The following is a 13,017-nucleotide window of genomic DNA, read 5'->3' on the forward strand; positions in this document are numbered from 1 at the left end:
TTGTCCAGGCGGTCCATGTTGGCTTCGGTGGCATGGCCGGCGTTGGCGCCCTTGACCGTTACTTCGCCTTCTTCTTTGTCGAATTCGTCCCAGCTCAGCATGACGTGTCGTCTCCTGCGTGAGGGCCTGTCGTCCGTGTGAAAACACTGATGATGGGTTTTTCACACGGCCCGACGGCCGCGTTGGATAGATGGAATTGTTTGCCGCCCTGGCTATGCAAGTAAAGCTACGCAGGCAAACAACGGAAAATGTGTACGAGGCCCTCAAGGGGCGAATGGCACAGGGAAGGGCGTCTGTTCCTGCAATGGTGCCAGCGTGAGAGCGCTACCTTGCAGGGGGTGTTGCGAGCCCGTTTACCGAGACATTATAAGGGCTTTTTCCGCTCAATGGTGTGACGGATTCTGACCTCCTGAGTGCTTTTCGGGATGCGGCTCAGGCTTGCAGGGCTTTGGCGGCAAAAGAGTTTTTTGTCGGGAGAAGGATTTTGCGACGCTCGGCCCCCGGCAAGCCCAGCGGTCGGCTCGTCGACGAGGCCGCGAGCGAGACAATGTCAAGTTTGAATTCGAATGAATAACCTGCGTGGAACTATCATCCAGTTAGTTCGCAGGTTTAGTTGGCAAAGTTGCTTTGAAGAGTGTGCAAGCCGTTCATATAGAAGGGTTTTTGATAAAAGTTAGTGACAAAGTTTGTCATAATCCTCAAAAAACGTCTCGCCTGCCCCCAAATCCAGGCTATTTTCATCAGGCCTGAAAAGGTTGCAGGCGGCGTGCTTGGGCTTTGCCAGCAGTTAATACAATGATTTGTAAGGGGTGTTACTACCATCGTCGAATGGCCCACCCGAGTCAGCCCGGCTACAACAGGGTCATAAAACAACAACTATCCACCGAGGTAAGAAAGATGAGTGCGGCTTCCCTGTACCCCGTTCGTCCCGAAGTCCTGGCGACTACGCTGACCGACGAGGCGACCTACAAGGCGATGTACCAGCAGTCGGTCGTCAACCCTGACGGCTTCTGGCGCGAACAAGCCAAGCGTCTCGACTGGATCAAGCCTTTCACCACGGTCAAACAGACGTCCTTCGACGATCACCACGTCGATATCAAATGGTTCGCCGATGGCACCCTGAACGTTTCCTCTAACTGCCTGGACCGCCATCTGGCCGAACGCGGTGATCAGGTTGCGATTATCTGGGAGGGCGACGACCCAGCCCACTCACGCAACATCACCTATCGTGAACTGCACGAACAAGTCTGCAAATTCGCCAACGCCCTGCGTGGCCAGGATGTCCATCGCGGCGACGTGGTGACCATCTATATGCCAATGATTCCCGAAGCTGTGGTTGCCATGCTGGCCTGTACCCGCATCGGCGCGATTCACTCGGTGGTGTTCGGCGGTTTCTCGCCGGAAGCCTTGGCCGGTCGGATCATCGACTGTCGTTCAAAAGTAGTGATCACCGCTGACGAAGGGGTTCGCGCTGGCAAGAAGATCCCGCTCAAGGCCAACGTCGACGACGCCCTGACCAACCCGGAAACCAGCAGTATCCAAAAAGTCATCGTGTGCAAGCGCACTGGGGGTGACATCAAGTGGAACCCGCGTCGCGACATCTGGTTCGAAGACCTGATGAAAGTGGCGGGCAGCGTCTGCGCGCCAAAAGAGATGGGCGCTGAAGAAGCGCTGTTCATCCTCTACACCTCTGGCTCCACCGGCAAGCCCAAGGGCGTTCAGCACACCACGGGCGGGTACCTGCTGTATGCCGCCCTGACCCACGAGCGGGTATTCGACTACCGTCCGGGCGAAGTCTACTGGTGTACCGCCGACGTCGGCTGGGTCACTGGCCACACCTATATCGTCTACGGGCCGCTGGCCAACGGTGCGACCACCGTACTGTTCGAAGGCGTGCCGAACTACCCGGATATCACCCGGGTGGCGAGGGTCGTCGATAAGCACCGGGTCAATGTCCTTTACACGGCACCGACGGCGATTCGCGCGATGATGGCTCAGGGCTCGGCTGCCGTCGAAGGGGCCGATGGCAGCAGCCTGCGCCTGCTCGGGTCGGTGGGTGAACCGATCAACCCGCAAGCCTGGGACTGGTACTACAAGCAGGTCGGCAAGTCCCGTTGCCCGATCGTCGACACCTGGTGGCAGACCGAGACCGGCGGCAACATGATGAGCCCACTGCCGGGCGCCCATGCCCTCAAACCGGGTTCGGCGGCGCGGCCGTTCTTCGGCGTGGTGCCGGCATTGGTGGACAACCTGGGCAATATTATCGAAGGGGCGGCCGAGGGTAACCTGGTGATCCTTGATTCGTGGCCGGGTCAGGCGCGCACTTTGTACGGCGATCACGACCGTTTCGTCGACACCTACTTCAAAACCTTCCGCGGCATGTACTTCACCGGGGATGGTGCTCGGCGTGACGAGGATGGCTATTACTGGATTACCGGTCGTGTCGATGACGTGCTGAACGTCTCCGGCCACCGCATGGGCACCGCCGAGATCGAAAGTGCCATGGTCGCCCACCCGAAAGTCGCCGAAGCGGCGGTGGTCGGTGTGCCCCATGACATCAAGGGCCAGGGTATCTATGTGTATGTCACTCTCAACAACGGTGAGGAACCGAGCGAGGCGTTGCGCCTGGAGCTGAAAAACTGGGTACGCAAGGAGATCGGGCCGATTGCCTCGCCAGACGTTATTCAGTGGGCGCCGGGGTTGCCGAAGACCCGTTCGGGGAAAATCATGCGCCGTATCCTGCGCAAGATCGCCACGGCGGAATATGATGGGCTGGGTGATATCTCCACCCTGGCCGATCCGGGCGTAGTGCAACACTTGATCGATACGCACAAGACCATGAGCGTCGCCTGAGGCGATTCGAAGTGATCGGGCCTCGTCCGGCGTCAGTCGGGCGAGGCCCTTTTCTGTTTGAGGTGGTTTTCTGAAGCGATTGAATTAAAAAGAGCTAAGTGTCGGTTTTTGCCGTAAGACGTTTCAGGTTGTTACCCTGGCATCGTCAAGTAACCAAATATGTCACCTGTCGTCCATCACCAGGACAAAGGGAAACGCTTACGTTCATATTGTGGGTTGCATGGCGTGTCGAAAAAATGTCGTTGCACGCTGTGCTTGCCGGAATAGAGGGCTTTGCGAATAATAGGCCCGATATTTGCTGCATAGATCGGTTCTCTGTGTTTTCCCTTCGCATAAAATCCAAAAACTGTCAATGTGCCGGATCGGCATTCTCGATGCTTCTGTAATTAGTTGTCGCATTGAAGAAATATCGACTTCGGGCCTGTCGTTAGAATGCCCATCATTCGCTCGTCATTGTTTGGACCGAATTCGAATCAGTCCCTATTAGGACGCAGCACCGCTATCCCGATTTAACCCATCCGCATGTTGGGCTCACGCTCACTCTGCTGTTTTTGCCCTTTACCGATGGAGTCCTAAGATGAAGAAACTCGTGCTGCTTGGCGCCCTGGTACTGTCCGTGCTGTCGCTGCCGACGTTTGCCGATGAAAAACCTCTGAAGGTGGGTATCGAGGCGGCTTACCCGCCGTTCGCCTCCAAGGCGCCGGATGGCAGCATCGTCGGTTTCGACTACGACATCGGCAACGCCCTGTGCGAAGAGATGAAGGTCAAGTGTGTCTGGGTCGAGCAGGAGTTCGATGGCCTGATCCCGGCACTCAAGGTGCGCAAGATCGACGCGATCCTATCGTCCATGTCGATCACCGATGATCGCAAGAAGTCTGTCGACTTCAGTAACAAGTACTACAACACCCCGGCGCGCCTGGTGATGAAGCAAGGCACCGTAATCAGTGACAACCTGGTCGAACTCAAGGGTAAGAATATCGGCGTGCAGCGTGGCTCGATCCACAATCGCTTCGCCGATGAGGTCCTCAAGCCGCTGGGTGCCCAGATCAAACCTTACAGTTCGCAGAACGAGATCTACCTGGACGTGGCTGCTGGCCGGCTCGATGGTACCGTGGCCGACGCCACCCTGCTGCAGGACGGCTTCCTGAAAACCGATGCCGGCAAGGGCTTCGCGTTCGTCGGTCCGCAATTCACCGACGAAAAGTTTTTCGGTGACGGTATCGGCATTGCTGTGCGCAAGGGGGACAAGGTCAATCTCGACAAGCTCAACGCCGCAATCGCCGCGATCCGTGCCAACGGCAAGTACAAGCAAATCCAAGACAAATACTTCGACTTCGATATTTACGGCAAGTAAGTCATCGCGGCAGTTCGTCCGAAATGGCGCAAGCCACAGGCTCCCTGAGGTTTGCGCCATTTTTTCATCCGTGTTTCGAGGACCTCAATCATGTTGAAAGGCTACGGGGCGGTTATCCTCGATGGCGCTTGGCTGACGCTTGAGCTTGCCTTGTCGTCCATGGCCCTGGCCATTATCCTGGGACTGATCGGGGTGGCGTTGCGCCTGTCGCCGGTGCGCTGGCTGGCCTGGCTCGGCGATTTGTACGCCACGGTGATTCGCGGGATTCCCGATCTGGTGTTGATCCTGCTGATTTTCTACGGCGGCCAGGACTTGCTCAATCGCGTCGCGCCGTTGCTCGGTCATGACGACTATGTCGATCTCAATCCCCTGGCGGCCGGTATCGGGACCTTGGGCTTTATTTTTGGGGCCTACCTGTCGGAAACCTTTCGCGGCGCTTTCATGGCGATTCCCAAAGGCCAGGCCGAGGCCGGCATGGCCTACGGCATGAGCAGCCTACAGGTGTTTTTCCGGGTGTCGGTGCCGCAGATGATTCGTCTGGCAATTCCCGGCTTCACCAACAACTGGCTGGTATTGACCAAGGCCACCGCGCTGATTTCCGTGGTGGGCCTGCAAGATATGATGTTCAAGGCCAAGCAGGCGGCCGATGCAACCCGTGAGCCTTTCACTTTCTTCCTGGCAGTGGCGGCGATGTACCTGGTGATCACCAGCGTCTCTTTGCTGGCATTGCGTCACCTTGAGAGGCGCTACTCGGTAGGCGTAAGGGCGGCTGATCTATGATTTTCGACTACAACGTCATCTGGGAGGCCATGCCGCTTTACCTCGACGGTTTGCTGACCACCCTGAAGCTGCTGGCTTTGTCGTTGCTGTTTGGCTTGCTGGCGGCATTGCCGCTGGGCTTGATGCGGGTGTCCAAACAGCCGCTGGTGAACATGAGCGCCTGGCTTTACACCTACGTGATCCGTGGCACGCCGATGCTGGTGCAACTGTTCCTGATCTACTACGGCCTGGCCCAGTTCGAAGCGATACGCGAGAGCTTCCTCTGGCCCTGGCTGTCGAGCGCGACCTTCTGTGCGTGCCTGGCCTTTGCCATCAACACCAGTGCCTACACCGCCGAAATCATCGCCGGCAGCCTCAGGGCCACGCCCAACGGCGAGATCGAGGCGGCGAAGGCCATGGGCATGTCGCGCTATAAGATGTATCGGCGGATCCTGCTGCCATCGGCCTTGCGCCGGGCGCTGCCGCAGTACAGCAACGAAGTGATCATGATGCTGCAGACCACCAGTCTGGCCTCCATCGTGACCTTGATCGATATCACTGGCGCCGCTCGTACCGTCAACGCGCAGTATTACCTGCCATTCGAAGCCTACATCACCGCGGGTGTGTTCTACCTGTGCCTGACCTTTATCCTGGTGCGCCTGTTCAAGCTGGCCGAGCGCCGCTGGCTGGGCTACCTGGCTCCACGGAAGCATTGAGTATGGAACGTATCGATCATGTCTTGCCCTGGGGCAGCCTGGGCACCGAGCGCCAGCTTTCGGTGTTTCGTTTCGGCAGCGGTGAGCGCAAGGCCTATATCCAGGCCAGCCTGCATGCCGACGAACTGCCGGGCATGCGCACCGCCTGGGAGCTGAAGAAGCACCTGGCCGCGCTGGAAGCCCGGGGTGTGCTGAAGGGCGTTATCGAACTGGTGCCGGTTGCCAATCCGCTTGGTCTCGGGCAGTTGCTGCAAGGCAATCACCAGGGCCGTTTCGAATACGCCAGCGGCAAGAATTTCAATCGTGACTTCGTTGAGCTGACCGAGCCGGTGGCGGCCCTGGTGGGCGATAAGCTGGGGGACGATCCCCATGCCAACGTCCAACTGATCCGCCAGGCCATGCGCGAGGTGCTGGCCGCCTTGCCGCCAGCCACCAATCCGTTGCAGGGGATGCAACGGGTCTTGCTCGGTCATGCCTGTGACGCCGATGTGGTGCTGGATCTGCATTGCGATTGCGAGGCGGCGGTGCACATGTATGCCCTGCCACAACACTGGCCGCAGTGGCGCTCCCTGGCGGCGCATCTGAACGTGAAAGTGGCGCTGCTGGCGGAAGAGTCGGGCGGTACCTCCTTCGATGAGGCCTGTTCGCTGCCTTGGCTGCGGTTGTCGCGACAGTTCCCGCAAGCAGCGATTCCCCTGGCGGGCATGTCCACTACCCTGGAACTGGGCGGCCAGGCCGATACCGGTCGATCCGAGGCCCAGGCGCATGCCGAAGGCATCCTCGCATTTCTCGCCGAGCAGGGCCTGATCGGCGGCGAGTGGCCAGTGCCACGGCATGAGGCCTGTGCAGCCATGCCGTTCGAAGGCACCGAGTTGCTCTATGCGCCCCATGCCGGGGTAGTCACCTACCTGTGTCCGGTGGGCAGTTGGGTCGAGCCGGGCGAGCCGCTGTTTGAGGTGATCGATCCTTTGTCCGACCGGGTCAGCACCGTGTGTGCCGGCATAGCCGGTGTGTTATATGCCGTGGAGCGGCTGCGTTACGCCCAACCCTCGATCTGGCTGGCCAAGGTGGCGGGGTGTGAGCCCCTTCGCCACGGGCGCCTGCTTAGCGACTGACCTGACTGTTTTTGTGAGAACCGACCGCATGTACAAGCTTGAAGTCCAAGACCTGCATAAACGCTATGGCAGTCACGAAGTGCTCAAGGGTGTGTCTCTGGCCGCCCAGGCCGGTGATGTGATCAGCATCATCGGTTCCAGTGGTTCCGGCAAAAGTACCTTCCTGCGCTGCATCAACCTGCTGGAACAGCCCCACGCTGGGCGCATCCTGCTCAACAATGAAGAGCTCAAGCTGGTGGCGGGCAAGGACGGCGCAATGAAAGCGGCTGACCCGAAGCAACTGCAGCGCCTGCGCTCGCGGCTGTCGATGGTGTTCCAGCATTTCAACCTATGGTCGCATATGACCGCCCTGGAAAATATCATCGAAGCCCCCGTGCATGTCCTGGGCGTATCGAAGAAAGAAGCGCTGGAAAAGGCCGAGCACTACCTGAACAAGGTCGGCGTGGCCCATCGCAAGGACGCCTATCCGGGCCATATGTCCGGTGGCGAGCAGCAGCGTGTGGCGATTGCGCGGGCGTTGGCGATGGAGCCGGAGGTCATGCTGTTCGATGAGCCGACCTCGGCCCTCGACCCGGAACTGGTCGGTGATGTATTAAAAGTGATGCAGGCCCTGGCCCAGGAAGGTCGGACCATGGTCGTGGTGACCCACGAGATGGGCTTTGCCCGTGAAGTCTCCAATCAACTGGTGTTTCTGCACAAAGGCGTGGTGCAAGAGCGGGGCAATCCTCGCGAGGTGTTGGTCAACCCACAGTCCGAGCGTTTGCGGCAATTCCTGTCAGGCAGCTTGAAATAGTCGCTGCTTTGTATGCTGCCGTTGTGCGCCCAAATAAGTCATGCTGCGCACCGTGCGCGGTGTGGTCTACTTTGAATTGGCTGCCCTCGGCTTTTCACTCTGTTCTGTTTTCGGATTGCATGCCATGACTGCCCATCGAATTGGTTTCCTGATTTGGCCCGGCACTAAAGCGTTGACGCTGGCGCTGGCCGAGGAGGCCTTGCGCGTCGCTCAGCGCGTGCATCCGGAGGTTGTCTACGAGTTGTCGTTCCTGCGGGCAGAGGTATCCACCGAAGGCGTACCGGCTGGCGCCTGGCAACTGCCGGGCGAGCCCTGGGTCGGTAAGCTCGAAGGTTGTCAGAAATTATTCCTGCTGGCCGATGAGCCGCCGACGGTGTTGGCGCCGGCACTGAGCAGTGCGCTCAAGCAACTGGTGCGCGCCGGTTGTGTGATCGGTGGCTTGTCTGCCGGTGTCTATCCATTGGCGCAGTTGGGGTTGCTCGATGGCTATCGCGCCGCGGTGCATTGGCGCTGGCAGGATGATTTTACCGAGCGTTTTCCCAAGGTGATCGCCACCAGCCATCTGTTCGATTGGGATCGCGATCGCCTGACAGCGTGCGGCGGGATGTCGGTGCTGGATCTGTTGTTGGCGGTCCTGGCTCGTGACCATGGCGCTGAGCTGGCTGGCGCGGTGTCTGAGGAGTTGGTGGTCGAGCGCATTCGTGAGGGCGGCGAGCGGCAACGCATTCCGTTGCAGAATCGCCTGGGCTCCAGCCATCCCAAACTCACCCAGGCGGTGCTGCTGATGGAAGCCAATATTGAAGAACCGCTGACCACCGACGAAATCGCCCAGCATGTCTGTGTCTCCCGTCGGCAGTTGGAGCGGATCTTCAAACAATATCTCAACCGGGTGCCTAGCCAGTACTATCTGGAGCTACGCCTGAACAAGGCCCGGCAGATGCTGATGCAAACCAGCAAGTCGATCATCCAAATCGGCTTGTCTTGTGGTTTCTCCTCGGGGCCGCATTTCTCCAGCGCCTACCGTAACTTCTTCGGTGCCACACCGCGGGAAGATCGCAACCAGCGGCGCAGCAGCAGCCCGTTCGAATTGTCCTCGGTGCCTTCCGAGCGCGGTTGAGCCTAGTGGCCTGTGTGGTTAGTTCTATGAGTCAATTTCGGCGCCCTAAATCCCTGGCTTGCGTTGCTGTTCCTCGCCATAGCCCGGCTATGACTCGTCACAGCGCCTTAGCCATGAACTTATGGCATCCGAACTTGAGCTAACGAACTCACCGTACAGGCCACTAGAACATTGTCGGCCTTTCCCGATACAGGTCGTCCCGTAATCGCGTGCCGGGGTTTGAATACGCCAGGCTCAGGTTGACGTTGACCTGATACTGGGTGAGCGCCCGTGGCAGGAAGCTGGCGGCATGGTCGGACTTGGGCTCGATGGTGATGGTCCGGGAGGCCGGGTGCAGGGCGGTCGGGGTGACGAAACGATAGCCGCGTCCCGCTACGGTGACGATATGCGAGGCATGTTCATCTTCATCCAGAGCCTGGCGCAACATACGGATCTGGGTGCGTAGGTTACATTCCTCGACAATCGCCTTGGGCCAGACCAGGGCAATCAGTTGTTTCTTTTCCAGTAGCTCGCCGGCACGTGACGCCAGGCAGATCAACAGCAGCATGGCCCGGCTACCGAGCGTGATGCGTTCGCCGTCCTTGAACAGTGCCTGTTGCCAAGGCACCAGCTTGAAAGGCCCGAAATGGATTTCATGCTCCAGGTTGTCCGTTGTGTACACGGCATCCTGTGCCGGAATGTTAACGATATCGCTGGAATTCATGGTGTTACCTTTTTACGTGAGCAGTTGGACGGGGAGCGGTCGCCACGGGCAACCGCTCTTACTTTCGGGGTATCAGGTATTGATCGCCGGGATGGGATCCTCCGGATAGTCGCCGGGCTGTTCAGGTCCGCCGGTCAGGTCGTATTGCTTGAGGATCGGCACCATTTCGCCGTAGAACTTCTCCTGCTCTTTGCCACGGGCGTCGGCCAGGGCAAAGGGCAGGAAGGCACTGGCGATACCACCGACGATCGCACCGCCGATGCCGAGCACGCCGCTGAGGGAGCCGGCGACGGCAGCGATATCGCTGAAGCCGAACAAGCCGGCACCGCCTTCGATCAGGCTGGCCGTCGCGGCACCGGTGCCGAGGATGCCACCGGCCAGGTTGAAGGCGCCACTGAGGGGTTCCCCGTGAGCGAGGCCGTCGACGCCGCCCACGATGCCCACGATGCCACCGATAAAGCTGCCGGCACCGCCGACTATCTTGCTAACGCTGCTCAGTTTGGCGATGGCGTCGGCGCTCAGCGGACCCTTGCCGGTCAGTTCGCTGGTCGGGAAGGCACCAATGCCTTCGCCGACGTTCTTGTTGATATCCCAACTGGTGCCAAAGCCGAACTCCTTGGCGTATTTGGTGCCGCCTTCCATCAGCAGGCCGGCGAACTGCAGGCCCGCCGAGACGCGATTGGCATCAGCGATCGGAGTGTTGCTGCCGGTGGCGGAGCGAGCGATTAGCACGCCTCCGGCGAGGATACCGCTGCCGATATGCATCAGGCCCTGCTTGTAGGCGTCAGTCACATTGCCCAACTTCAAACCGTCGATGGCTTTAGGTAGGACGTCGATGATCTTGTCGTTCTGGCGCCCGATGTCCCATACCGAGCGCATCATACTGATCACTTGCGAAGGATCGATCTTGCTGCCGTCGGCCGCAGTAAACAGTTGCGGGTCGGCCTCGGCGGCAGAGTTGAGCGCCGCAGTGACCTTGGCCTCATCGAAATTGCCATTGGCATCGCCGAGCGTGATGTTGAGGCTGTTGCTGTCGGCACTGTTGACCAGGGCTTCGGACAGCGCTTCGTTGAAGTTGACCTGCAGGATCTGGGCGTCGCCCGAGGTGGCATTCGGCCCAAGGAAGGCCTGGAAGGCCGAGGCGCTGGCGGTGAAGCTGCTGGCTGCCGCCACCGGGTCCGTGCCGCTGGCGAGCATATCTTTGAACGCTTGGCCAGAGACGAAGTCGTTCTTGTAGGTGTTGTAGAGGTTGTCCATCTGCCCGGATTTTTCGGCGATGGCATGCAGGTCCACTTTACCGTCACCGCCCAGCGCGAGGTTGGCGATAGTGATGTCGTTGGCCGCGTTCTGCAGCGCGGTACCGGGTGGCACTGGCTTGCCGTCCGCATCCTTGGCGTCGAGGTTGGTGTTGAGGACGTTGCCGGTGTCCAGTTGGGTGGCCTTGTAGGATTGCAGGGCAATTTTCAGGTTCGGGTCGCTGCTGACGATATTCTGCAGCGCCGGGCCCCGCTTGTTCTGCATGAAAGCCTGGACGTCATTGTCGGCCATCAGGGTATGGATCGCGTCCTGTAGCTGGCCCTTGATCTTGTCCTCGTTGGGGTTGAGCCCCTTGTTGGGCGAGGTGTACTTGTCGAGCAGGCCGGTGTGATTATCCTTGTAATCGCTGATGGTCAGCCGGGTTTGGGCGTCAGTCAATTGGGTGAGCACTGCGGCCTTGGTCTTACCGTCGTAGTTTTCCGGGTGTTGCAGCACATCGGCGTTCAGCTTGGAGGTGTCGACATCCGCCACTGCGTCGCGCACGGCCGCGCCGTCGAGGAAGATCAAGGTGTCGGAGTCGGTCTTGGGCGCTTGTTTTTCCATCCAGGCACCGATGTTGTCGCGCACGATGATCTTGTCTTCGTGGTACAGCACCGGATCGTCGCCACCCAGGTCCAGGGAGCGCATCATCCCGGGGTGCGACCAAAGATCGGCGGCGCTGGTCAATTCCGAGCTCAGGCCCGGGTCGCTCGCCAGGCCCGTCAGGTTGTCGATATGGATCTCGCCCTTGTTCTCCCGTTGGTCGCTGCTGCCGGGGGTCATGTTCGGACCGGCACTGGCGACCAGGGAGTTGTTGGCCATCAGGATCGCCGCTGGCTTGGCGTTAGCCTTGGCCAACTCGTCAGGATTGCCGCCGAGGAACGCCGTATAGGATTTCGTGGCGGCGGAGAGATCATCCTTGGCGTTGTGGATAAAGTGATCGACATCGGAATGAGTGATCACCCCATCGGCCTTGCCCCGGCCACCGCTGTCCAGTGCGGCCATCAGCGACGGACTGCTGGCGACATATTTGAGCGCGGCCTGAGCCTCGGGCGGCAGGGTGGTCGGCGGGTTGGCGAAGTCGATCGGGGTATCGTGCAGACCCCAGGCATCCCAGTTTTCCGAGATCATTTCCGATGCGGCGATCGGTCGGTTCAGGTCGAGTTCTTCCTGGGTCGGCTGGGCGCCGGTATTGCCGGTGATCTTGTCCCAGTCCTTGGCGCCGGCGGCGTGGCTGGATCCGTCGATCCAGCTATTGTCACTGGTGCCGGGGGCGCCGGAGAGGCCTTTGTATTCGTTGACGGCCTGGTTGTAGATCTCCGGAGCAATGTCCTTGGCGGCGATGATTTTCTGCCCGGAGTCGGTTTCATAACGGATCAGGCCGGGGCCGATTTCTTCAGGCGCCCCTACCAGGCGCATGCCGTCGAAGGTTTCGTTGGGAGCAGCCAGACGATAACCCTCGGCTTCGCTCTGGTTGATCGCGAGTTGCTTCTCGCGGTCCTGACTGACCTGGGTGAATAGCGTCGGGTTGTCCTTCTGACTGACCACGACTTTTTCGCCGCTGAGCGTCTCGTAGCGAATCAGCCCTGGGCCGACCTCGTCGACGGCGCCGATCCCCTTGTAGTTTCCCAGGCCGGGGGCGACGGTGCTGCTCTCGGCTGGCACGTAACCGTCCTTCTGGCTCTGGATGATACCGGCTTCGTGGGCGCCGTTCTTCTGGTCGCGCTGGTATTGATTGAGCACCTGCTTGTACAGGTCCGGGTCGTCTTTTTCCTTGACCGTCACCGGCTTGTCGCCGTCGCGCGGCGTGTAGGTGATGCTACCGTCCTTGGGCGGCTGGATATTCTGGAAGGGCTCGGGAAGGCTGGCGCCACGGATCTTTGACGGGTCGAAGATCGGTCGGTCGCCGGCCTGGGCCAGCGCAATCTCGAACTTTTTCTGGGCAGAATCGACCTTGCGGTCGATGGGGGCGGTGGCGTTGCGTATGGCAGTCATGCAGAACCTCCCTGAGGATCACTTTCCGGGCACACGACCTCGCTCCGGCCCTGCCGCGAGCGGCGCGGGCTGAGGGGGCGCGAGTGTGTGGTCGGGGTTATCGGGCTGCTGTGAGCAACCCGCCGCTTGAGCGGGGGCCTGCTCATGAAGCCCTAGGCGTGTGTATATTTGGTTACAAATTCTGCGGGCTAATTGCCGGCTACAAGCGCTTTAAACAGCGGAGCCGGAGGGGGCAATGTGGGCTTCGGGGTGGCTGGCGGCCTTGGTGCAAAAGGCCATTTATCGCGGGCTCCGAGGGAGGGGGAGCGCTCGGCTG

At 59.8% G+C, this 13,017-nt stretch carries 9 protein-coding genes; 7 read left to right on the top strand and 2 right to left on the bottom strand.

Features of this window, described 5'->3' with window-relative positions; translation table 11 throughout:
• The first annotated feature begins 897 nt into the window (after positions 1-897).
• From acs to argR, 7 genes are all read left to right on the top strand, one after another.
• Positions 898-2,853, top strand: a complete 1,956-nt coding sequence (gene acs / locus BMX68_RS22940; RefSeq protein ID WP_074862661.1) for an acetate--CoA ligase — start codon at positions 898-900, stop codon at positions 2,851-2,853.
• A gap of 577 nt (positions 2,854-3,430) precedes the next feature.
• Positions 3,431-4,207 carry an ABC transporter substrate-binding protein gene (locus BMX68_RS22945; protein ID WP_017131575.1) on the top strand — a complete coding sequence of 259 codons (777 nt, stop codon included), beginning with the start codon at positions 3,431-3,433 and terminating at the stop codon, positions 4,205-4,207.
• 90 nt (positions 4,208-4,297) lie between these two features.
• Positions 4,298-4,987: an ABC transporter permease gene (locus BMX68_RS22950; protein ID WP_017131576.1), complete on the top strand. Its 690-nt coding sequence runs from the start codon at positions 4,298-4,300 to the stop codon at positions 4,985-4,987.
• Positions 4,984-5,682 carry an ABC transporter permease gene (locus BMX68_RS22955; RefSeq protein ID WP_017131577.1) on the top strand — a complete coding sequence of 233 codons (699 nt, stop codon included), beginning with the start codon at positions 4,984-4,986 and terminating at the stop codon, positions 5,680-5,682. The genes BMX68_RS22950 and BMX68_RS22955 overlap by 4 nt, the downstream gene beginning before the upstream one ends.
• Positions 5,683-5,684: 2 nt before the next feature.
• Positions 5,685-6,797 (top strand): succinylglutamate desuccinylase/aspartoacylase family protein, encoded by a 1,113-nt coding sequence (locus BMX68_RS22960; protein WP_017131578.1) that lies wholly within the window; start codon positions 5,685-5,687, stop codon positions 6,795-6,797.
• Positions 6,798-6,825: 28 nt separating this feature from the next.
• Complete coding sequence (locus BMX68_RS22965) at positions 6,826-7,590, top strand: ABC transporter ATP-binding protein (RefSeq protein WP_017131579.1); 765 nt, start codon at positions 6,826-6,828, stop codon at positions 7,588-7,590.
• A 124-nt stretch (positions 7,591-7,714) separates the two neighbouring features.
• Positions 7,715-8,707, top strand: a complete 993-nt coding sequence (argR, locus tag BMX68_RS22970) for a transcriptional regulator ArgR (protein WP_026013131.1) — start codon at positions 7,715-7,717, stop codon at positions 8,705-8,707.
• 163 nt (positions 8,708-8,870) lie between these two features.
• Here the strand turns inward: argR and BMX68_RS22975 are convergent, their stop codons facing one another.
• Positions 8,871-9,410: a winged helix-turn-helix domain-containing protein gene (locus BMX68_RS22975; protein WP_017131581.1), complete on the bottom strand. Its 540-nt coding sequence runs from the start codon at positions 9,408-9,410 to the stop codon at positions 8,871-8,873.
• 72 nt (positions 9,411-9,482) lie between these two features.
• Positions 9,483-12,701: a type III effector HrpK domain-containing protein gene (locus BMX68_RS22980; protein WP_017131582.1), complete on the bottom strand. Its 3,219-nt coding sequence runs from the start codon at positions 12,699-12,701 to the stop codon at positions 9,483-9,485.
• Positions 12,702-13,017: the final 316 nt, after the last annotated feature.

The sequence above is a fragment of the Pseudomonas agarici genome, assembly GCF_900109755.1.
GTDB classification, from domain to species: domain Bacteria; phylum Pseudomonadota; class Gammaproteobacteria; order Pseudomonadales; family Pseudomonadaceae; genus Aquipseudomonas; species Aquipseudomonas agarici.